This is a genomic window from Methylobacterium sp. Leaf87 (assembly GCF_001422775.1).
GTDB lineage: Bacteria > Pseudomonadota > Alphaproteobacteria > Rhizobiales > Beijerinckiaceae > Methylobacterium.
Map to the genome: position 1 here is coordinate 18,632 of NZ_LMMI01000018.1, position 22,397 is coordinate 41,028.

At 66.6% G+C, this 22,397-nt stretch carries 16 protein-coding genes; 11 read left to right on the top strand and 5 right to left on the bottom strand.

Annotated features, from left to right (window positions below; all coding sequences use genetic code 11):
• Positions 1–63 precede the first annotated feature (63 nt).
• The 9 genes from mraY (at position 64) to ASF22_RS11640 (ending at position 12,759) form a co-directional block, all read left to right on the top strand.
• Positions 64–1,149 carry a phospho-N-acetylmuramoyl-pentapeptide-transferase gene (mraY, locus tag ASF22_RS11600; protein WP_056094024.1) on the top strand — a complete coding sequence of 362 codons (1,086 nt, stop codon included), beginning with the start codon at positions 64–66 and terminating at the stop codon, positions 1,147–1,149.
• The gene (gene murD, locus ASF22_RS11605; protein WP_056264307.1) at positions 1,149–2,510 is read left to right on the top strand and encodes a UDP-N-acetylmuramoyl-L-alanine--D-glutamate ligase; all 1,362 of its coding nucleotides are present in this window, start codon (positions 1,149–1,151) and stop codon (positions 2,508–2,510) included. Before mraY ends, murD begins: the two co-directional genes overlap by 1 nt.
• A 107-nt stretch (positions 2,511–2,617) precedes the next feature.
• Entirely contained in the window at positions 2,618–3,721 is a 1,104-nt protein-coding gene (locus ASF22_RS11610) for an acyltransferase (protein ID WP_056264310.1), read from the top strand.
• A gap of 116 nt (positions 3,722–3,837) precedes the next feature.
• A complete protein-coding gene (locus tag ASF22_RS11615) occupies positions 3,838–5,121 on the top strand; it encodes an O-antigen ligase family protein (RefSeq protein ID WP_082483653.1) in 1,284 nt (427 codons plus the stop codon).
• Positions 5,122–5,455: 334 nt separating this feature from the next.
• Positions 5,456–7,603: a sodium-translocating pyrophosphatase gene (locus ASF22_RS11620; RefSeq protein WP_056174203.1), complete on the top strand. Its 2,148-nt coding sequence runs from the start codon at positions 5,456–5,458 to the stop codon at positions 7,601–7,603.
• Positions 7,604–7,949: 346 nt separating this feature from the next.
• Positions 7,950–8,279: a CsbD family protein gene (locus tag ASF22_RS11625; protein WP_056264314.1), complete on the top strand. Its 330-nt coding sequence runs from the start codon at positions 7,950–7,952 to the stop codon at positions 8,277–8,279.
• Between the two features lie 42 nt (positions 8,280–8,321).
• Positions 8,322–9,239, top strand: coding sequence for a hypothetical protein (locus ASF22_RS11630; protein ID WP_056264318.1), 918 nt, complete (start codon positions 8,322–8,324; stop codon positions 9,237–9,239).
• Between the two features lie 480 nt (positions 9,240–9,719).
• The gene (locus ASF22_RS23010) at positions 9,720–10,049 is read left to right on the top strand and encodes an N-acetyltransferase (protein WP_348271142.1); all 330 of its coding nucleotides are present in this window, start codon (positions 9,720–9,722) and stop codon (positions 10,047–10,049) included.
• A gap of 280 nt (positions 10,050–10,329) precedes the next feature.
• Positions 10,330–12,759, top strand: a complete 2,430-nt coding sequence (locus ASF22_RS11640; protein WP_056264325.1) for a hybrid sensor histidine kinase/response regulator — start codon at positions 10,330–10,332, stop codon at positions 12,757–12,759.
• Between the two features lie 4 nt (positions 12,760–12,763).
• Here ASF22_RS11640 and ASF22_RS11645 read toward each other — a convergent pair whose 3' ends face one another.
• Both ASF22_RS11645 and ASF22_RS11650 read right to left on the bottom strand, forming a co-directional pair.
• Positions 12,764–14,233, bottom strand: a complete 1,470-nt coding sequence (locus tag ASF22_RS11645; protein WP_056264332.1) for a PAS domain-containing protein — start codon at positions 14,231–14,233, stop codon at positions 12,764–12,766.
• Positions 14,234–14,413: 180 nt separating this feature from the next.
• A complete protein-coding gene (locus ASF22_RS11650; RefSeq protein ID WP_056264334.1) occupies positions 14,414–15,310 on the bottom strand; it encodes a type 1 glutamine amidotransferase in 897 nt (298 codons plus the stop codon).
• Between the two features lie 151 nt (positions 15,311–15,461).
• Here ASF22_RS11650 and ASF22_RS11655 point away from each other — a divergent pair, with 151 nt between their 5' ends.
• Complete coding sequence (locus tag ASF22_RS11655) at positions 15,462–16,424, top strand: TIGR03885 family FMN-dependent LLM class oxidoreductase (protein WP_056264337.1); 963 nt, start codon at positions 15,462–15,464, stop codon at positions 16,422–16,424.
• Positions 16,425–16,463: 39 nt separating this feature from the next.
• Entirely contained in the window at positions 16,464–18,266 is a 1,803-nt protein-coding gene (locus ASF22_RS11660) for a glycoside hydrolase family 15 protein (protein WP_244474267.1), read from the top strand.
• Positions 18,267–18,404: 138 nt separating this feature from the next.
• Here the strand turns inward: ASF22_RS11660 and ASF22_RS11665 are convergent, their stop codons facing one another.
• The 3 genes from ASF22_RS11665 to ASF22_RS11675 all read right to left on the bottom strand — a co-directional run bounded on the left by ASF22_RS11665 (position 18,405) and on the right by ASF22_RS11675 (position 22,366).
• Positions 18,405–18,779 carry a response regulator gene (locus ASF22_RS11665; protein WP_056264343.1) on the bottom strand — a complete coding sequence of 125 codons (375 nt, stop codon included), beginning with the start codon at positions 18,777–18,779 and terminating at the stop codon, positions 18,405–18,407.
• Between the two features lie 64 nt (positions 18,780–18,843).
• Positions 18,844–22,032 carry a PAS domain S-box protein gene (locus ASF22_RS11670; RefSeq protein WP_210166653.1) on the bottom strand — a complete coding sequence of 1,063 codons (3,189 nt, stop codon included), beginning with the start codon at positions 22,030–22,032 and terminating at the stop codon, positions 18,844–18,846.
• A 136-nt stretch (positions 22,033–22,168) separates the two neighbouring features.
• A complete protein-coding gene (locus ASF22_RS11675) occupies positions 22,169–22,366 on the bottom strand; it encodes a type II toxin-antitoxin system ParD family antitoxin (RefSeq protein WP_056264349.1) in 198 nt (65 codons plus the stop codon).
• Positions 22,367–22,397 lie beyond the last annotated feature (31 nt).

Below are 22,397 nucleotides of genomic sequence, written 5' to 3' on the forward strand. Positions count from 1 at the left end.
AGGGCGGGGTCCGCGGCCCCGCCTGTCCGGAATTGATCCTCGAAAACCGCGGCCAGGTGCTGGATGCTGTATCTTCTGTCGGACTTGAGCGGCACCCTGTCGCCGCTCAACGTCTTCCGCTACATCACCTTCCGCACCGGCGGCGCGCTGTTCACGGCGGGCCTGTTCGTGTTCTGGTTCGGGCCGCTCATCATCTCGCTCCTGCGCCTGCGCCAGGGCAAGGGCCAGCCCATCCGCGAGGATGGACCGCAATCGCACCTGCTGACGAAGCGCGGCACGCCCACCATGGGCGGTTTGATGATCCTGGCCGGCGCCATCGTGGCGATCCTGCTCTGGGCCAACCCGCGCAACCACTACGTCTGGGTGGTGCTGGCCGTGACCCTGGGGTTCGGCGCCATCGGCTTCTACGACGATTACCTCAAGGTGACGAAGCAGTCGCACAAGGGTTTCTCGGGCCGCTTCCGCCTGCTGCTGGAAGCGGCCATCGCGCTCGCCGCCTGCACGGTCATCGCGGTGTACTCGCCGGCCGCCCTGCAGAACCACCTCGCGTTTCCGGTGTTCAAGGACGCGCTGCTGAACCTCGGCTGGTTCTACGTGCTGTTCGCCGCCTTCGTCATCGTGGGCGCGGGCAATGCCGTGAACATGACCGACGGCCTCGACGGCCTCGCCATCGTGCCGGTGATGATCGCCTGCGGCACCTTCGGGGTCATCGCCTACCTCGTCGGCAACGTCTTCACCGCCGGATACCTCCAGGTGAACTACGTCCGCGACACCGGCGAACTCGCGGTGGTCTGCGGTGCGGTGATCGGGGCGGGCCTCGGCTTCCTGTGGTTCAACGCGCCGCCGGCCCAGATCTTCATGGGCGATACCGGCTCGCTGGCGCTCGGCGGTCTGCTCGGCACCGTGGCGGTGGCCACCAAGCACGAGATCGTCCTCGCCATCGTGGGCGGCCTGTTCGTCCTCGAGATGATGTCGGTGATCATCCAGGTCGCGTCGTTCAAGCTCACCGGTAAGCGGGTCTTCCGCATGGCGCCGATCCATCACCATTTCGAGCAGAAGGGCTGGAAGGAGCCGCAGGTCGTGATCCGGTTCTGGATCATCGCCGTGATCCTGGCACTCGCCGGTCTCGCCACCCTGAAGCTGCGCTGATGACGCCCGCCTCCTGCTTCGCCGGCCGCAAGGTCGCCCTGTTCGGCCTCGGTGGCTCCGGCCTCGCCACCCTGCGGGCCCTGCGGTCCGGCGGGGCCGATGTGCTGGCCTGGGACGACAGCCCGGAAAGTGCGGCGCGGGCTCGCGAACAGGGGTTCACCGTCTCGGACCTGCACGCGGCCGACTGGACGGAGTTCGCGGCCCTCATTCTCGCTCCCGGCGTACCCCTGACCCATCCGGTCCCGCACTGGACCGTGGACAAGGCGCAGGCCGCCGGCATCGAGATCATCGGCGACATCGAGCTGTTCTGCCGCGAGCGGGCCCGGATCGCACCCGCCGCCCCCTTCGTGGCCATCACGGGCACGAACGGCAAATCGACAACCACGGCTCTCATCGCGCACATCCTCGGCCGAGCCGGCCGGGACGTGCAGATGGGCGGCAACATCGGCACCGCCATCCTGTCCCTTGCGCCGCCCGCGCCGGACCGCATTCACGTCATCGAGCTGTCCTCGTTCCAGATCGACCTGACGCCGTCGCTGAATCCCGGCATCGGCGTGCTCCTCAACGTCACCCCCGACCACCTCGACCGCCACGGCACCCTGGAGCTCTACGCCGCCATCAAGGCACGCCTGATCGCCGGCTCGGCCCTCGCCGTCGTCGGCATCGACGACGCCCCGAGCCGGGCCATCGCCGATGGGGTCACGGGCGCCATCGTGCGGGTGCACGTGGGGGAGGGGATGCCGGAAGGAAGCCTCGCAGCCCGCGACGGATGCGTGTTCGGGGCGGACGGCACGGTCCTCGCCGATCTCGACGGGATCGGCACCCTGCGCGGCGCCCACAATTGGCAGAACGCCGCCGTGGCCATCGCCGTGGTCCAAGCCCTCGGCCTCGACGCCGAGGCCATCCTGGCTGGTTTGAAGACCTTCCCGGGCCTGCCCCACCGCATGGAGGAGGTCGGCCGCCGCGGTCGGGTGCTGTTCGTCAACGATTCCAAGGCGACCAACGCCGACTCGACGGAGAAGGCGCTCACCGCCTTTCACGACATTCACTGGATCCTCGGCGGCAAGGCCAAGGCGGGGGGCATCGAACCGCTCGTGCCGCTGTTCGGCCGGGTCGCCCACGCCTACCTCATCGGCGCGGCGAGCGACGCCTTCGCCGCCACCCTGGAGGGGCGGGTGCCCTACACCCGCTGCGGCACCCTCGACGTCGCCACCGAGAAGGCTGCGGACGCGGCAGCGGCGTCCGGGGCGGCCGAACCCGTGGTGCTGCTTTCCCCGGCCTGTGCTTCCTACGACCAGTTCAGGAGCTTCGAGGATCGGGGCGACCGGTTCCGGGATCTCGTGCGCCGCCTCACTCAGTAGACTGACGGCGTTCGACGCCTCGGCGATCGGTTTCATCGGGGCTTAACCGCCGCGGTCGCATGGTCCGTCTCCAGTCGGCATGCTGCCGCGTTCGAGACCGCGCCACGATGAAGCAGATCGTCTCCGTGCAGGTTCTACGGGGTCTCGCCGCCCTCATGGTCGTCTTCGGACACGCCCAGCACCACGCCTTCGTGCAGAGCGGGAAGCTCGGCGGATCCTTCGAGCGCGTGCACCTGCTCCCCTGGGGCGCGGGCGTCGACATCTTCTTCGTCATCTCCGGTTTCATCATGGTCTACGCCTCCGAGAAGCTGTTCGGACGGCAGGGGGCCGCGAGCGAGTTCCTCGGCCGGCGTGTGGCCAGGATCGTCCCGCTCTACTGGATCTTCACCGCCCTCTACGTGGCGGTTGTGAGCATCGGGCTTGCCGGCACCACCAAGGAGGCCGCCGGTCCCACCACCATCCTGGCGTCGTTCGGCTTCTGGCCGGCCTTCGCGCCCGGACAGTCCGTTCCGCTGCCGGTCTTGGAACTCGGATGGACCCTCAATTACGAGATGTTCTTCTACCTGCTGTTCGCCGTGTTCATCGGTCTGCGGCGCGAGCGGGCGGTGATGGCGGCCGCAGCCACTCTCGGCGCCCTCGTTGTCGTGGGGCTAATGATGCAGCCGAGCGCGGCGGCGCCGTTCTTCTGGACGCGCCCGATCATCCTCGAGTTCGGGTTCGGAATGGGCCTCGCCCTCCTGCTTCGCAACGGCGTCTTGCTTTCGGGCCTCGCCCGGAGCGTTCTCCTCGCCGGCGGCTTCGCGATCCTGTTCGTCGACCCCATCGACTCCGCCCATCAGGCCATGGGATGGACGACACCGAACGATATCGCGCGGGTGATCGGCTGGGGTCTCCCCGCCGCCCTCATCGTCGCCGCCGCCGTGCTCGGTCGCCAAGCCGGTCCGTCGCCGCTGGCGCGGCTCGGCCTTCTCCTCGGCGATGCCTCCTACGTGCTGTACCTCAGCCACCCCTTCGTGATCGTCGGAACCCGCAAGGCGGCGCAAGCGGCCGGCCTGGAACAGCCATCGACCCTTTGGCCCATCGTCGCCGTCACGCTCGTGGCGTCCTGCGTCGTCGCGGTGATGATCCATCGCTGGATCGAAAGGCCGGTGACCGGCTTCGTTCAAGGGCTCCTCGTCCGCCGAGGGGCGCCGACGCCACTCACCGCCTGAGGCACGGGACGATTATCGCGGAAAAATCCGGACGGGCGCGTCCTTAAGGCTTCGCTGACACGCCTGTTCCATACTGAGGGGCAGCCGCACGCCTCGCGGCGGATTGGACGAAGACGATGGCAGCGGGCTGGGCAGGGAGCACGTTCGATGGCGGCGCGGCGACGCCAGCGCGCCACGCCATATCGGCTCCCCTCGAGTCCCTCGGTTACCTCCTCTTCGCGCTGTTCATCTTCTTCACGTGCTTCACGTTCATGAAGCCGTCGCCCTATGATTTTCTTGCGCCGCCGACCATTCTGCTCTGGTTTCTGCTGGACATCAGGCTCTATCGCGCAACGATCATCATTGTTGCGCTGCTTCTGATCTATCTCGCCGCGATCCTCGTCTCGCTGATCCCCTATTTCGATGAAGTCCTTCCGGTCGAGTGGACCTATCAGACCGTCTATCTCGGGATCACGGGCATCTTCTTCGTGATGTTCTTCTCGGACGACACCGCCAAGCGCGTGACGTTCGGGCTCAAAGCGTATCTGGCTGGCTGCCTGTTCGCCGCGATCTGCGGCATCCTCAGCTATTTCGACATTGTCGGCGAAGCCATCCTGTACAAGATGGACGGTCGGGCCTCAGGCGTCTTCCAGGATCCCAACCTCCTGGGGTCGTTCCTCATCCTGTCGGCTCTGTATCTCATCCGCGGATTGCTAGTGGGAGAAACGCGACGGGTCTTCCTGTCCGTGGCGGCCCTGCTGGTCATTCTCGCCTGTGTCTTCCTTTCGTTCTCGCGCGGGTCCTGGGGCGCTTGTGTCATCGGCATCGCGCTGACCGTCGGGCTGACCTGGGCGACTACCCCGTCCCGGATCGTCCGTCGGCGCATCGCGCGCCTGTCGGCCCTGGCGATGGTCGTCGGCGCGCTGCTTATCGGGGGCCTCCTCTCCGTCGACAGCATTGCCGAACGCTTCACCGACCGGGCCCAGGTCACGAAGAGCTACGACGAAGGCGAGACCGGGCGGTTCGGCAATCAGCGCCGGGGCATCCCGATGCTCATCGATCGTCCCCTCGGTTTCGGGCCCTTGCGGTGGCGGCTGGTCTTCGATCTCGACCCGCACAACACCTATATCGGCGGGTTCGCCAACGGAGGCTGGATCGGCGGATTCGCCTTCCTGGGCATCGTGTTGACGACGACGTTCGTCGGGTTTCGCCTTTGCCTCCAGCCCTCGCCGTATCAGGGGCTGAGCCAGGTCGTGTTTCCGGCGCTCCTGATGTTCTTCCTCCAGGCGTTCCAGATCGACATCGAGAAGTGGCGCCACGTCTACATGATGCTCGGGATGGTGTGGGGCCTCGAAGCCGCCCGCCTGGCCTGGCGTGCCGGCCGCCACGACGCCGACGCGCAGCTTCCCGGAGTTTCATAAGTTTCATGCCCCGAACACAGCCCGCCCGGACCAGCGGCGAGGCTTGAAACCTGCCGAATGCAGGTGATCCTGCACGAAATCTTCGCGCGATGGTGCGGCGCACAAATATCCGTAGCTTAAAATCTGATCGGACGTTTGCGCTTCACGGCGAAGTTTGGCACTCAAGGAGAGCAATTCCGGGGAGGAATGCGATCACACCATCGGGCTTCACGTCCCATGCGCGCCAATCACGAGGCAAGCCAGGACGACGAACCAGGACCACACGGCAAGCCAAGCCCATAAACCGCGCCCGACGGCTGAGGGATCATCTCGCGATCACCCAAGGACGGTACGAATGACCGCATTGCTGCTGATCATCCTGGGCGGGCTCTGCGCCGTCGCCTACGGCATCGTCACGATCAACGACGTCCTGCGCCGAGACGCCGGCACCCAGCGCATGCAGGAGATCGCCGGTGCCATCGCGGAGGGCGCGCAGGCCTACCTGCGCCGGCAATACGCCACCATCGCCGCCGTCGGTCTCGTACTGTTCGTCGCCCTGGCTTTCTTCCTCGGCCTCAAGGTCGCGATCGGGTTCCTCATCGGCGCAGTTCTCTCGGGCGCCGCCGGCTTCATCGGCATGAACGTGTCCGTGCGCGCCAACGTCCGCACGGCCCAGGCCGCCTCGACCTCGCTCGGGGCGGGCCTCGACGTGGCGTTCAAGTCGGGCGCCGTCACCGGGATGTTCGTCGCCGGCCTCGCGCTCCTCGGGGTCGCCCTGTACTACGGCTACCTCACCCGCATCGCCGGACTGGCGCCCGCCAGCCGAGAGGTCATCGACGCCCTGGTGGCCCTCGGCTTCGGCGCCTCGCTCATCTCGATCTTCGCGCGCCTCGGCGGCGGCATCTTCACCAAAGGCGCCGACGTCGGCGGCGACCTCGTCGGCAAGGTCGAGGCCGGGATTCCGGAAGACGACCCGCGCAACCCCGCCACCATTGCCGACAACGTCGGGGACAATGTCGGCGATTGCGCCGGGATGGCCGCCGACCTGTTCGAGACCTACGCAGTGACCGTAGTCGCCACCATGGTGCTGGCGGCGATCTTCTTCGCCGGGCAGACCGACGTCGCCGGCCGCAACGTCCTGGAGGCGATGCTGCTCTATCCCCTGGCCATCGGCTCGGCCTGTATCCTCACCTCTATCGCGGGCACCTACGCGGTCCGGCTCGGCGCCAACCAGTCGATCATGGGCGCCCTCTACAAGGGCCTGATCACCGCCGGCGCCCTCTCCATCGGCGCCATCGCGCTCGTGAACTTAGCCCTGTTCGGCAGCTTCTCCACCACCTTCACCACCAATGCGGGGGTGAGCTTCACCTCCGGCGGCCTGCTCGGCTGCGCCGTCATCGGCCTCGTCATCACGGCGCTCATCGTGGTGATCACCGAGTACTACACCGGCACTAACTTCCGGCCGGTCAAATCCATCGCCGACGCCTCGGTGACGGGCCACGGCACCAACGTGATCCAGGGCCTGGCGGTCTCGCTCGAATCCACCGCCCTGCCGGCCCTCGTCATCGTGGCGGGCATCATCGGCACCTACTCGCTCGCGGGCCTGTTCGGCATCGCCATCGCGGTCACCGCCATGCTGGCGCTCGCCGGCTTCATCGTGGCCCTCGACGCCTTCGGACCCGTGACCGACAATGCCGGCGGCATCGCCGAGATGGCGGGCCTGCCCCCGGAGGTCAGGAAATCCACGGACGCCCTCGACGCGGTCGGCAACACCACCAAGGCGGTGACCAAGGGCTACGCCATCGGCTCGGCCGGTCTCGGCGCCCTGGTGCTGTTCGCCGCCTACACCTCGGACCTGAACTACTTCATCGCCAACGCGAGCCCGACCCAGTACCGCTTCTTCCAAGGCGTCACCGTCGATTTCTCGCTCTCAAACCCCTACGTCGTCGTCGGCCTGCTGCTCGGGGGCCTAATTCCGTTCCTGTTCAGCGGCATGGCGATGACGGCGGTGGGGCGTGCCGCCGGCGCCGTGGTGGAGGAGGTCCGCCGCCAGTTCCGCGAGAAGCCCGGCATCATGCTCGGGACCGACCGGCCGGATTACGGCCGGGCCGTCGATATGCTCACCCGGGCGGCGATCAAGGAGATGATCCTGCCCTCGCTCCTCCCGGTGCTGTCGCCCATCGTCCTGTTCTTCGCGATCCAGGCCATCGCCGGCAAGAGCCAGGCTTTCGCCACCGTTGGCGCCTCGCTCCTCGGCGTGATCCTCACGGGCCTTTACGTCGCCATCTCGATGACGTCGGGCGGCGGCGCCTGGGACAACGCCAAGAAGTACATCGAGGACGGGCACCACGGCGGCAAGGGTTCGGAGGCCCACAAGGCGGCCGTCACCGGCGATACCGTCGGCGATCCCTACAAGGACACCGCCGGCCCCGCCGTGAACCCGGCGATCAAGATCACCAACATCATCGCCCTCCTGCTCCTGGCTGTGCTGGCGCATTACTGACTGATGATAGCGGAACCAATGATCCGATTTCGGACACCAAAGTTCCCTACTTGAGCAACCTAGAGTATTGGGCCGCCCGGTGGAGATCGGGCGGCCCTTTTCGTCGCGCTGCAGATCTGGATAGGCTTGGAGGTGGGGGTACCGGCCCCCGGGATCGGCGTACCACCCTGATGTAGTAGTGCGTATATACCAGAAAGACCGAGCTTGGCCGGAACAAGATTGTGCACGATCAGTTCCTGATCCGCTGCCGACGCATCGCGATGCCGGGCCTGCAACCCGTCACGTCGCCCCCGCCGAGGATCTCGCGGGCCGTCGCAAACCCATTAGAACAAGCCGGAGAACTATCATGGTCGACACGCACCGCATCACGGGTGCCGCGAGGGATATCGCGGGCAAGGCCCAGGGCGCCATCGGCGATCTGGTCGGGTCGCGCGACGACTCGGTCAAGGGACGTCTCCGCGAGGCCCAGGGATCGGCCGAGAACCTCTACGGGCAGGTCAAGGACACAGCCCGGCACGTCGCCGATGAGGTCTCCGACTACGCCGAGGACGCCTACGACCAAGGCAAGCGCCAGCTGCATGAGGTCCACGAGCGCTCCACGGAATGGCCGCATGCGTCCCTCGTCGTCGCCGGCCTCGTCGGGTTCGGTCTCGGCCTCCTGGTGGCGAAGCTCTGAAATCCCCCCCCTCTCTCACCTTCTGACAATCCGGAGTTTCCAGTGACCGCCTCGCCCATCGTCCACCCGACCCCCGTCGCCGCCAGCGACACCCGCACCGTCCTGCTGAATCAGGTGTCGTGGGGTGCCATTTTCGCCGGCTCCGTCACCGCGCTCGTGGCCCAGGTCATCCTCAACATGGTCGGCGTCGGTGTCGGTCTCTCCAGCGTGAGCACCACCGCCGGCGACAACCCGGCCGCCTCGACCCTGTCTATGGGCGCCGGCATCTGGTTCGTCGGGTCCGGCATCGTCGCGGCTCTGGCTGGCGGCTTCCTCGCCGGCCGCCTCTCGGGCAAGCCCATCACCGGCACCGCCGGGCTGCATGGCCTCGTGTCGTGGGCGGTCACCACCCTCGTGGTGCTCTACCTGCTCACCTCCGCGGCCGGCGGCCTCATCGGCGGCGCCTTCTCGGGCGTAACCAGCGCGCTCGGCGGGGCCGGCTCGCTCGTCGGCGGTACCGTGCAGACGGCGGCCCAGGCCGCTGCCCCGTCGCTGTCGAAGATCTCGAACCCGCTCGACGGCATCGAGCAGTCGGTCCGCAACCAGGCCGCCGGCCAGGACCCGCAGGCCGCCAAGGATGCCGCCGTCGCCGCGATCCGCGCCGTGTTCACGAGTGACCCGGCCCAGAAGGCCCAGGCCGAGAACCGCGCCGCCGACGCGCTGGACAAGGCCAAGGGCATCCCGGCCGATCAGGCCAAGGCCCAGATCCAGGACTACAAGAAGCAGTACGAAGAGACCGTCGCCACGGCCAAGGTGAAGGCCGAGCAGGCCGCCGTCGCCGCCAAGTCCGCCGCCACCCAGGGCGCGTTCTACGGGGCCCTCGCCCTGATCCTCGGCGCACTCGCCGGCTTCCTCGGCGGCCGCATGGGCGCTGTCACCCCGGTCGGCCTCGCAGACCGCTACGAGACCCGCCGCGCCTGAAGCCGTAAGGGGTCGACCGTCCGGGTCGGCCCCGCCTCCGTCCAACCTCTCAGAGGACCTGTCATGATCCGCAAGCTTCTCACCGCCTTCCTTCTCCCGAAGGTCATCGCCTACGTCGGCCGTCGCTTCGGAGGTCGCGCCGCGACATCGTCGCGCCGTTCCTAAAGGCATCGTCGGTCCCAGGCGTGAGCGTTTAAGAAACCGCCTCGACGGCGATGTCGCCGTCCATTCGGATCAAGACCGGCAACAGGCTCCCGGGGATGCCGTCGAGGAACGGCTGACCCTGTGAGAACGGATGGGATATGGGTCCCGCATGATCATTCGGCCTGAAACCACATCGGACGACTGCGAAATCCGTGAGCTTGTATCGACCCCCTTCGCGACGCGCCGCACGCGAGCGGCACGGAGGCGAACATCGTTGACGCACTCCGGCAGGACGGTGCGCTGCGCCTCTCGCTCGTCGCGGTCGAGTCCGACCGAATCGTCGGACACGTCGCTTTTTCGACCGTGGAGGTCGAAGGCGGAATGAGAGACTGGTTCGGGCTCGGACCCGTGGCCGTCCATCTCCAACATCGTCGTCAGGGCATAGGCCAACGCTTGATCGATGCCGGGCTGGGCAACCTCCGGGAGCGTGGCGCCGGTGGGTGCGTGGTGTTGGGTGATCCTGCCTATTACCGACGCTTCGGCTTCCTTGCCGACCCGGCCCTCGTCCTCACCGGGGTGCCACCCGAATACTTCCAGGCCTTGGTCCTGGGCGGGAACCGCCCGAAGGGCGAGGTCCGGTATCATCCCGCCTTCGGCGTGGCCTGACCATCCTTGACTAACCCGGACCCGCCCCCAGGGCCGGGTGTCATGCCGGTGGAATTGTGGTATCCCGCCCACGGTCCCAATGAGCCGTCCCCCCATGGCCGATGTGGATCGTACCCTGGTGAAACCAGGCCCGGAGCAACCCCACCAACCTTGACCCCGGGTGATCCGTCCAATCATGACATTGGACGGCGACACGGGCGCCCAGGCGGGAGCTTCCATCGTCCTGAACCGTTTGCGGACTGGCATGGGATCGGGGACCGTGCCCCCGAAAGCGGACGGCATGGACGAAGAGATCGGTTGGTTACGCAGCGAGAACCGCAGGCTTGAGGCCGAGCTGGCGCGTGTGCGCGAAAAGAACACGCTCCACGTCCGCCTCCCCGAAAGCGGCCAGCAGACCTCGGGTGCGGACGTCGACCTGCTGCTCACGGCGGCGGAAAAGACCCGCATGCCGCAGATCGTCACCGACCCGAACCTGCCTGACAATCCCATTGTCTTCGCCAACCGGGCGTTCCAGGAACTGAGCGGCTACACGTCTCAGGAATTGGTCGGACGCAACTGCCGTTTCCTGCAGGGGCCGGGGACCGACCCGGTCGACATCGCCAAGGTGCGGGACGCCATCGCCGCACGGCGCGACGTCGTGGTCGAGATCCTGAACTACCGACGCGACGGCTCGACGTTTCGCAATGAGCTCTACGTCAGCCCGGTGTTCACTCCCGAGGGCGACCTCCGCTACTTCTTCGCAAGCCAGCTCGACGTCACCCGGTTCCGGACCGAGGAGGGCAGGCTCGCCGAGAGCGAGGCTCGTTACCGCACCCTGTTCAACGCCCTGGACGCCGGCTTCTGCGTGATCGAGCTCCGGTTCGACGCCGCGGGCCGGGCGGTCGACTACCGCTTCATCGAGGCCAACCCGGCCTTCTCGCGCCACACAGGCCTCGACGATGTGGTTGGTAAGTGGGTGAGCGAGGTGATCCCCGACCTCGAACACGCGTGGCTCGATACCTACGGCGAGGTCGCCATGACCGGGAAGGCCGTCCGGCTTGAAAGCGGGGTCGTGGCACTGGGCCGCCATTTTGAGGTTCAGGCCCTGCGAATCGGCGAGCCCGTCCAGCATCGGGTCGCCCTGCTGTTCAATGACGTCACCGACCGTCAAAAGGCTGAGATTGTCCTGAGGGACACTGCCCGAGAGCGGACCAACGAACGCGACCTCGTCTGGCGGGCCAGCCGCGACCTGCTCGTGGTCTGCGGCTTCGACGGCATCTATCGTTCGGTCAATCCGGCCTGGACAGAGATGCTCGGGTGGGCCGAGTTCGACCTCGTAAGGACCTCGTTCAGCGATTACGTCCACCCCGAGGACAAGGAAGCGGCGACTGCCGCGTTCGAGCGCCTGCGATCCGGTCAGGCACTGGACAGCCTCGACGTCCGCATGTCGACGGCGAACGGTGGATACCGATGGGTCTCCTGGAACGCCATCCCGCAGGATGACCACTTCTACGCTGCCGGCCGCGACGTAAACGAGCGCCGCGCCCTGGAGGAGCAACTCCGCCAGTCACAGAAGCTGGAAGCGGTCGGCCAGCTTACCGGCGGCGTCGCCCACGATTTCAACAACCTGCTGACCGTGATCCGGTCCTCGACCGACCTACTCAAGCGCCCGGACCTGCCGGAGGAGCGCAGGCAGCGCTACATCGGAGCGATCTCCGACACCGTCACCCGCGCCGCCAAGCTCACCGGCCAACTGCTCGCGTTCGCCCGGCGCCAGTCCCTGACCCCGGAGGTGTTCGACGTCGGCCGTAGCGTCGCGTCGGTCGCCGACATGGTCGGTACGCTCACCGGCGCCCGCATCCGGGTCGTCACCGACGTGGCCCCGAACAAGGACCGGCGGGGTGAGGAAATCCCCTATTTGATCGACGCGGACCCGAGCCAGTTCGATACCGCCCTCGTGAACATGGCCATCAACGCCCGGGACGCCATGGACGGAGAGGGCCGGTTGAACATCGAAGTCCGTCGGACATCCTCCATTCCGGCGGTGCGGGCACATCCTCGCATTCCCGGCGACTTCGTCGCCGTCTCGGTCCGTGATACCGGTACCGGCATCGCGGCCACCGACCTCGACCGGATCTTCGAGCCCTTCTACACCACCAAGGGCGTTGGACAGGGCACCGGCCTCGGCCTGTCACAGGTGTTCGGCTTCGCCAAGCAATCGGGCGGCGAGGTCCTGGTCGAGAGCGCTCTTGGCAAGGGAACCACCTTCACCCTCTACCTGCCGCGCGAGGTCGGACGATCAGCGGCAGCCGAGGACGACGGCGAGCCCGAGCCCCTCGCCGACGGGCACGGCACCCGCGTCCTCGTGGTCGAGGACAACGAGGAGGTCGGGGCCTTCGCAACCCAGGCGCTACGCGAGCTCGGCTACGAGACCGCCTGGGCGATGAACGCCGAGGAAGCCTTGGCCATCCTGGCATCCTCCCACCGGTTCGATGTCGTCTTCTCGGACGTGGTGATGCCGGGGATGAACGGCATCGACATGGCGCGGGAAGTCCGTCACCGGCATACCCGCCTGCCGGTGGTGCTGGCATCAGGCTACAGCCACGTTCTCGCCGAGCAGGGCTCCCACGGGTTCCCGCTCCTCAAGAAGCCGTACTCGGTGGAGGACCTGTCGCGCATCCTGCGGCGCACCGTGAACAAGGCCACCTCGGACGCCATCGTCGACGGGTGACGCCTCAGTCGCGCGTGATCTCCGGCAGCGGCGCCTCGGCGGTGAAGACGACGCCGCGAGGGCGGTAGTCGATCTCGGCCGTCCCGCCGATCTCCGTCGCCAGCGCCCGCTCGATCATGCGCGAACCGAAGCCGCTTCGGGTCGGACGCGACACCCGTGGACCGCCCACCTCTTGCCACTGGAACCACAAGCGGGTCGGGTCCGACCCATCCACGACATCCCAACTCACGATCACCCGGCCGTCGTCCCTGGAGAGCGATCCGTACTTGACCGAGTTGGTCGCGAGTTCGTGGATTGCCAGGGCGAATGCCAACGCGACACGAGGAGCCAACCGCAGGATCGGTCCACCGATCTTAAAGCGATGGTCTTGCTCGACGCCGAAGGGATGCAGCGCAGCGATGACCACCTCGGTCAACGTCGCCCAATCGCCGCTGCCACGCAGCAGCATCTCGGTCGCAGCCGAGAGTGATTTTAGGCGGGACTCCATCGCCTCCTGAGCTGCCTCCAGCGATGGAGCGTTGCGGAGCGTCTGGCGCGAAATCGATTGCACGGTGGCCAGGGTGTTCTGGATACGGTGGCTCAACTCCTTCGACAGAAGGTCCCGGTGCTCCTCCGCGAGCTTGCGGTCCGTGATGTCGAGGCTGATCCCGGCGATGCTCAGCGGCGCCCCGTCCGCCTTGTAGGATGCTTGTCCGCGAAGTTGGAGCCAGCGGGTCTTGCCCTGGGGCGTCAGGAGCCGGACCTCGATGTCGTAGTCGGAGTGCTCGGCAATGGCCGCATCCCTCGCGGCCAACTTCCTTTCCCTGTCGTCGGGATGGATCGCCGCCATCGTCTCCTCGTAAGTCATGGAATCGTGCGCCGAGCGACCGAAGTTCTCTTTGAAACCCTCGGACGCGATCAGGCGCATCGTGCTCAGGTCGAGTGACCATGTCCCGAGGCGTCCGGCCTTGAGGGTGAAGCGCAACCGCTCCTCGCTCTGCCGCAGGTCCTGCGAACGTTGCGCGGCCTCGGCCTCCAGGGCATCGCGATCCGCCTGGAGCCGGACGAAACGTTCCTTTTCCAAGGTGACGTCGAACTGCGAGGCGAAGAAGTACGTCAGGTCGCCATCCGCATCGAACACCGGCGACACGAGAAGGCGGTTCCAGAAGACGGTCCCGTCCTTGCGGTGGTTGCGGAGGTCGAGCTCGATGGCGGTGCGCCTCTCGATGGCATCACGGAGCCGTGTGACTTGTCCCTGATCCGTTTCGGCCCCCTGGAGGAACCGGCAGTTCCGCCCGAGGATCTCGTCACGCCGATAGCCCGTCAGCTTGCTGAAGGCGTCGTTGACGAAGACGATGGGATTGTCGGGCAGACGCGGGTCGGTGATCAGCATGGGCATGCGCGTCGCCCGGACCGCCCCCGCGAACGGGTCCGAGCCCGCTACGAGGCGGGTGATCTCCGCATCGATGCGGGCGTCTTCGGTACGATCCGACACTATTCTGGGAAACTCGCATTGGCCGAGCGTGGGCGGCTTGGGTCTCTACGTCGATACCCCGTTCCAACGACGTTGGAAGAGCGAAATCGCGCGAACCCCGAGACGTGACCATTCGGCCCAGGTAAAGGTTCCGCTGAGCGTTTCGGGAAGTCGCCTCGGCATCCGTTCTTTCTTGGGATGTCAGCGACGACGTTCACGGGATGGGATGACGAGCGCCTCAATGAAGTTGCGGAGCTCCGTTCGCCGAAGGTCCCCATCGGTGACCTGCTCGTCCAATCCGAGCCGCCACGCCAGGTCGCGTCGACCGGGCTCACGGTGCAGTCCCTCGACGAGATCGGCCTGTTCCTCGACTTCGCGCCGGCTACGCGCCAACCCGCTCTTGACGAGATCGTCCGCTTGCCGCCTGAGGGCTCCTGTGACCTCGTCGAGGCCGATCTCCGGGTGGTACTGGACGCCCCAGAACGTGCCTCCGTCGTGCCGGATCTCGGCGGCCTGAACGACGGTCGACCTGTTTAGCGCCAGCAGCGTCGCCCCGTCCGGTAGGGTCTCGACCTCATCCGTATGGATGCTCGGCGCGTCGAATGAGCCGGGCCGTCCCTTAAGTAGTGAATGAGACCGCCCGGCATCGGTGACGACGATGCGTCGGGCGAACCCCGCCTCGGGGCCGTTCTTGTTCTGACGGACCGTGCCGCCGGCTGCGACGGTCGCCATCTGCAGGCCGGCGCAGGAGCCGAAGGAAGGTGTCCCGGACGAGAACAGGGCATTCATGAATGCGAGGGAGCGCCTGACCTCCGGCGTGTCCTCGTAGAGAGATAGGGGCGAGCCCGAGAGGAAGACCGCATCGTATCCGCCCAGGCTCTCGCCCTCCGGGAAGGTACTGTCCGCGTCAGCGGGCATGACGCGATGGCAAACGGCCCCTGGCGCAAGGAGTGCTAGGATCTCGACGTAGGTCTCCCCAGACGAGCGCCCGACACTGTCTCGGCGCTTCTCACGGGCTGCCGTAGGCTCGCTTTCAGCGACGAGGAAACGAAGTCCTGATGTTGGTGCCTGCAAGGCCGTGGCGCTCCGGGGAGCCATTCCCCGGGGACCCGAACTGCTGGCAGAAACCGGCGTTCCGGGCCGGGCGGACCTGCCGCAGGTGATGAGGACGTGTCGAGTTGAAGCACTCAGATGCAGGAACGTCGGGTTCCAGCCGCCGTTCGCTTTTCGTTTGATCAGGACAACCAACTTGGCGCGCTTCGGCTATCACGCTTCCCACGAGCAATACGCGCCATCCACCCTTCTCTCACATGTCCAATCAGCCGAGCGTGCCGGCTTCGCCTGTGCGATGTCGTCTGAGCATTTCAAGCCATGGAGCAATGCCCAGGGCCACGCCGGTCATGCTTGGTCCTGGCTCGGCGCCGCGCTCGCGACCACGCGATTGCCGTTCGGCATCATCACGGCGCCGGGTTATCGCCACCACCCTGCTGTCCTCGCTCAGTCGGCCGCGACCCTGTCCGAAATGTTCCCGGAACGACTGTGGCTGGCCCTCGGAAGCGGCCAGCGGTTGAACGAGGACATCACAGGCATGCCGTGGCCGGAGAAGGCCGAGCGCACGGCCCGCCTGAGTGAGTGCGCCGCGGTGATCAGGGCCCTGTTCGACGGCGAGACCGTGACGCACCGGGGCCGGGTCACGGTGGTGGATGCCAAGCTGTATTCCCGCCCGGCCAAGGCACCACTCCTGCTGGCCGGCGCCGTCACTACTGAGACGGCCCGTAAGGTCGCAACATGGGCCGACGGTCTCGTCACGGTCGGCATAGAGCCGGGCAAGCTACGTCCCGTCGTCGATGCCTTCCGCGAGGGCGGGGGCGAAGGCAAGCCAGTCTTCCTCCAGACGAAGGTGTGCTGGGATACGGACGACGGGCGGGCCCTCTCCGAGGCCCACGGGCAATGGGCCGCCAACATGCTGGAGGGCGACGCCAACTGGGACCTGCGCACACCGGAGGACTTCGAGACCGCGTCGCGCTTCGTACGTCCCGAGGACGTTCACGGTTGCGTTCGAGTGTCCTCGGACCTCGGGCGTCAGGCAGCCTGGCTCGCCGACCTCGCGGAGATCGGCTTCGAGGAGATCATCGTCCATCAAGTTGGCCGCAACCAGGATGCCTTCATCGAGGCGTTCGGCGGCAGTGTCTTGCCCCAGCTTCGCGCCTAGTCGCCACGCACCTATCGCCATCCCTGGAGCCGTCGATTGTTGAAGCCGTTTCCCCGCACGGGCGGGCCTGTCAAACGCGAGGAGGGATATCTACCCCTCGAAGCCTATGCCGCCCTCGGTGAGGGCCGGTCCGTTGCCCTGTCCGGTGCCGACGGCTCAATCGATTGGTGGTGTTGCCCGAACCTCGATTCCCCACCGCTCTTCGACCGTCTGCTGTCCCCACATGAGGGGGGCTACTTCTCTGTCACGCCCGATGCCCCGTTTACCGCCGAGATCGGCTACCGCGACGGCAGCAACGTCCATGAGACCCTGTTCACGACGGCAACCGGAAAGGCGCGCCTGACCGAGAGCCTGAACAGCGGGCCGGCCGGGCGGTTGCCCTGGGCGGAGCTGGCACGTCGCATCGAGGGGATCGAGGGGCGTGTCCGCTTCCGGATCGAGCTCGTGTTCGGAACTCGGGGCGACACGGCCGGACCATTCCTCTCGTCGAACGCAAGTGGCACGGCCTTCCACGTCGCCGACCTTATGGGGCTATTCCGTTACAGCGAGGGCATCCGCATCGATGGCGAGGATGACCATGCGATCAAGGCCAGCGTCGAGGTGTCGGCGGGGCAGCGTGAGACGGTGGCCATCGTCGCCGGCGAGCACGAGCCACTCGTCGTCGCCCCGGTCGCGGACATCGACCGACGCATCGATGGATCCTGCGATGCCTGGCGCAACTGGACCGAACGCCTTGGCTACGCGGGGCGGTACCCGGAACAGGTTGGACGCAGCGCCCTCGCCCTCAAACTGTTGCTCTACTCCCCCACCGGCGCCATCGCCGCCGCTGCGACGACCTCGTTGCCAGAAGGTATCGGAGGTAAGAAGAACTACGATTACCGCTACGCCTGGGTTCGGGATGCCGGCTACGTCATCAAGGCGTTCCTCCGCCTCGGGGCCCATGCCGAGGCCAGCGCCGCACTGACTTGGCTCGTCCGCCACTTGGAGGAGCACGGCGCCCAGGTCCTCTTCACCCTGAACGGGGAGATGGTTTCGGAGGAGGAGGAACTCGACCTTCCAGGGTACCGGAACTCCCGCCCGGTCCGAACGGGCAACGCAGCAACTGGCCAGCACCAGCACGGCATCTACGGCGACATCTTCGAGACGGCGGAGCGCTTCGTTGCCGGGGGCGGCATGCTCGACCTGCGCAGCGGTGCGTTGCTGGCACGGCTGGCCGACGAATGCGCCGAGAAGTGGAAGATGAAGGATGCTGGGATCTGGGAGCTTCCAGAGCAGCAGCACTACACCGGCTCCAAGATCAGTTGTTGGCAGGCCCTGGCCCGGGCCGTCGAGATGGCCGAGAAGGGCTATCTGCCGGGCACCTGCAAGGACCGTTGGGTCCGGGCCCGCGACCGCGTAGCGGCCTGGATCGAGGAGCATTGCTGGTCGGAGGCGAAGCAGGCCTACGTGATGTATCCCGGCAGCGATAAGCTCGATGCCTCGATTACCCTCGCTGTCCGGTTCCGATATGGGAGCGCCGACCGGTTGCGGGCGACCTGCGAGGCCATCGACCGGGAGCTCGGTCGGGGTCCCTATCACTACCGCTACTCGGGCGTGGATGCCGAGGAAGGTTGCTTCCTCGCCTGCACCTTCTGGCTCTGCGAGGCGATGGCCCTTCTCGGGCAGAACGATCAGGCGTCAGAGAAATTCGAGGCGGTGGTCGCGGCATTGGACCGGAACTCCGGCACCTATGCGGAGATGGCCGATCCCCAAACAGGCGGGTTCCTCGGGAATTTGCCACAAGGATTGACCCACCTGGCCCTGATACAGGCGGCAGCGACCCTATCGGGACTGGACCTTTAGACTAACGGACCAAATGCCGGCTGGCGAGACCTTCGGCGCTTAACCGCGGCGGGCCTCGCCATCCGACGATGATGGATACGAGGTACTTTGCCATCACCCCAAAGAGAGGATGGCCAAACAGCGTTAGCTGGTCGTTGATCAGACCGCGTGCTGGATCGCTTTGATGACGTCCGAGGCGTCATATGGCTTGGGCACGAACAGCCCGTGGTCCGGAACCTCCTCGTCCGTAAACCGATGCCGTCCCGAAGTCAGAACCAGCCGGATGTCCGGCCAGTTTTCGTTCACCCGCTCGGCGAGGGTGACGCCGCACATGGTTCCCGGCATGTCGACGTCGGTGAACAGAACGCCGATGTCGGATCGCCGATGCAGGATGTCCCAAGCCTCGTCGGCATGACGGGCCGCAACCACCGTGAAGCCCGCATCCTCAAGCATGTCGACGGCATTCGAGCGTACGAAGTCGTAGTCCTCAACCACGAGAACGACCGATGCTTCGAGGGGGCGCTTCGTTGGCATGGGCGTTCAACAGACAGGCAACGCTTCGGTTGCAATCCCTGGGCGGTAGCTTTTCCGTTACCGCCTACCGTCCAGCGTCCCTCACCCGGCGCCGCCGCGTCGTGACCTTGCGCAGGATGCGCGAGAGCTGCTCGACCGAGTACGGCTTGTGCAGCAGGTCGAGGCCATCCGTACCGTTCTGGGCCAGAACGTGGCTGTAGCCTGACGCCAGGACCACCGGCAGGCCGACGTGCCGAAGCCCGATCTCCCGGGCCAGCTCGACGCCGTCCATGCCGGGCATGACCACGTCGGAGAACACGACGTCGAAACGGTCCGGCGCCTTCGCGAGTTCAGCCAGGGCCTGCCGTGCGTCCATCGCCCAGACCGTCTCGTAGCCGAGGTCGTGCAGCGTCTGGGTCGCGAAGTTGCCGACATCCCGGTTGTCCTCGACGAGAAGCACCCTGGTGCCGTGTCCGTCCATCAGGGGCGCCGGGTCCGCATCATCGACGACGGCCGGCGCATCCTTGGCGGCGCGGGGTAGGTAGAGCGTGAAGGTCGTCCCCTCGCCGATGGCGCTCACGACGCGGACCTCTCCGCCCGACTGCTTGGCGAAGCCGATCACCTGGGACAGGCCGAGGCCGGTGCCGTGCCCCACCTCCTTGGTGGTGAAGAACGGCTCGAAGATCCTGTCGAGGATGCCGGCGTCGATGCCCGTGCCGGTGTCCGAGATCGACAGGGCGACGAAGCGCCCGACGACCCTGGCATGGCTCCGGTCGCCGGGAATCGCAGCGACGTTCCGGACCGAGATGGTCAGCTTCCCCTCGCCGTCCATCGCGTCTCGGGCGTTCACGGCCATGTTGACGATGGCGGTCTCGAACTGGCTCGGGTCCGCGTCGATGAGGCAGGCTTCGTTGGGCAGGCGCGTCACGGTGCGGATGCGCGATCCCGTCAGGGTGCCGATCATCTCCTCGATGGTCTCGACGCTTCTGGCGGCGTCGAACACCGCAGGCTTGAGCGCCTGCCGCCGGGCGAACGCGAGGAGCTGTCCGGTCAGCTTGGCTGCCCGCGTCACCGTGTCGGAGATCGCACCGATGTATCGCTGACGCCGTTCCTCGGGGAGGTTCGGGCGCTTCAGCAGGTCGGTCGACGACATGATGACGGTGAGCAGGTTGTTGAAGTCGTGGGCGACCCCGCCGGTAAGCTGACCGACGGCCTCCATTTTCTGGGCCTGGCGAAGCGCGTCCTGGGCCCTGTTGAGCTCGGCTGTGGCGCGCACCCGCTCCGTGATGTCCTGGGCGTGGTGGAACGCGCCGAAAATCCGACCGTCACCGTCCCTAAGCGGGGTGTAGGAGACTTCCCAGTACGGCTTGACGATGCTTGGGTCGCCGAACTCCTCGACAACGGTGAACACCTCGCCGGCCAGGGCCCGCGCCATCAACGCCCGCATGACGGGCGCCTGGTCCTCCGTGAACAAGTCCGGGAAGACGTCCCCGAGCTTGACGCGATAGCCGAATATCCGATGGAATTCGTCGCTGTGCGCCTGGTTGAAGGCGATGAGGCGGAAGTCGTGGTCGAAGGCGCAGATCGGCGCCCTGTCGGTTTCGACGATGGTGGCGAACAGGTCGCGTTCGGCGGTGCGCGCGGCGAGCACCGCCTCCCGTTCCTTCTCGACCGTGACGTCCCGCCCGGTGCAGTAGACCAGCCCGTCCTCGGGCACGCCGATCCACGAGATCCAACGGTAGGACCCGTCCTTGCGGCGGTAGCGGTTGGCGCATCCGACCGCTGGCTGGCCGTCCTCGATCCGTTCGAGGCCGACCCGGGTGCGCTCGACGTCGTCGGGATGAAGGAGATCCCAGATCGGCATCCGCGCGATCTCCACATCCGACCATCCCAACAAGGTCTGCCAGGCCGGGTTCGAGGTCACCAGGTAGCCGCGCCGGTCCAGGGCGCACATCAAGTCGGGGGTTAACGTCCACGTCCGCCCCCGGGCCTGGGTGCGCTCGACGACCTGACGTTCCAGGTCCGCGTTGAGGGTACGCAGGTCGGCCTCGGCCTGCCTCAGCACGGTGACGTCGTGAAAGACGCCGATCATCCGCAGGTGCCCGCCCTCATCCTGTAGGGGCTCGCTGGAGCTCAGGATCGTGCGTGTCGTGCCATCAGGCCTGGTGACGCGATAGTCGGCCACGACCTCGTCGCCGTCGACGGCCGCCGCCTCGGTGAGGGCATGGGCTCGTTCGACGTCGACTTTCTCCAGGCGGGAAAACACCTCGTCCTGGTGCACCGGTCCCTCCGGCGCGAGCCCGAAGATCTCGCGGCTCCTGCCGTCCATCTCGACCGCGCCGGTGACCGTGTCCCACTCGAAGATGCCGAGGCGTGCGATGTTGACGGCCATCGACAGGCGGGCCTGGCCTTGGCGGGTGGCCGTCAGGGCGGTTTCGAGACGCCCGTGCCCGGCGGAGAGCGCCTCCTGTGCCCGTGTCCGACAGAAGGATGCGAAGATGCGGCCTGACACGTCGCGGACGAGGGACTCCTCCTCCTGGGTCCACCGTGCCGGCAAGGCCCGCTCGATGTGGACAATGGCGGCGAGGCCGTCTTCGATCATCACCGGCACGCACAGGGTGGTCTGGTCTGGTTTGCCCTGTCGGTATGGGCCGGGAACCACGGTTGCGGCGTCGACCCGCACGCTACGACCGGCCTGAAGTGCGTCCATGACGCCGGGTCCAGGATCAGTAACGCAAGGGATACGGTCATCTCCGCCCGGCCACGTGCCGGCCGTCTCGAACTCACCGGTTGCAACATCGTACTTGGCGAAGCCGCATCGGTCCGCCCCAAGGTGGCAACCGAGCCTCTCGCATCCTTCAGTGATGAGGCGACCGGAAGTGTCGCTCCCACGCAGGACGTCACTGAGTTCGAGGAGGAAACCGTTGCGTTGTCGCGCACGAACCCTTTCGGTCGTTTCCGTCGTGAGGCAGAGGACGCCCGAGACGTCGGAGCCGTCGTGGACGGGTGAGAAGGAGTACGACCACCATGTCGCCTCCTCGTCCCCGTGCCGTGCCATGGCGATGGGGTCGTCCACGAAACGCCCCGCCTCACCGGCGAAGGCGCGCTCCAACGCCGCCCGGACAGCGCCCCAGGCATCGGGCCAGACCATGGGAAGCGGCCGGCCGAGCGCTCCGTCGAGGCGTGTGCCGAGGATCGGACGGTAGGCGTCGTTGAAGAGGAACGTCCGCTCCGGTCCCCAGACGAGGTACATGCTCTCGGGTGAGTTCAGCATGTTGCTCAGGCTGACGCGGAACGCCGCCGGCCATTTATCAATGGGTCCAAGGGACGTCGATGACCAATCGTGGGAGCGGATGGCATCGCCCATGGCTCCGCCGCCGACCGGGAAACTGGAAGCGTGTCGCATGGTGTCAGCGGGCCTTGCGGTCGGCGGCGAGGAGGCGGGCCTGCTCCTTGAGCAGGAAGTCCGGCTCGCTTTGCTCCAGCATCCGGAGGGCCGCCCTCACCACCTCGCTGACGCTTCCGTAGCGACCGGAATTCACGCGCTCCCCGAGGAAGGCGTGCTGTTCGGGCGTGATGGAAACGGTGACGGTTTTACGGACGGCCATCTTCCACGGATACCACGTTCACACATCTGCT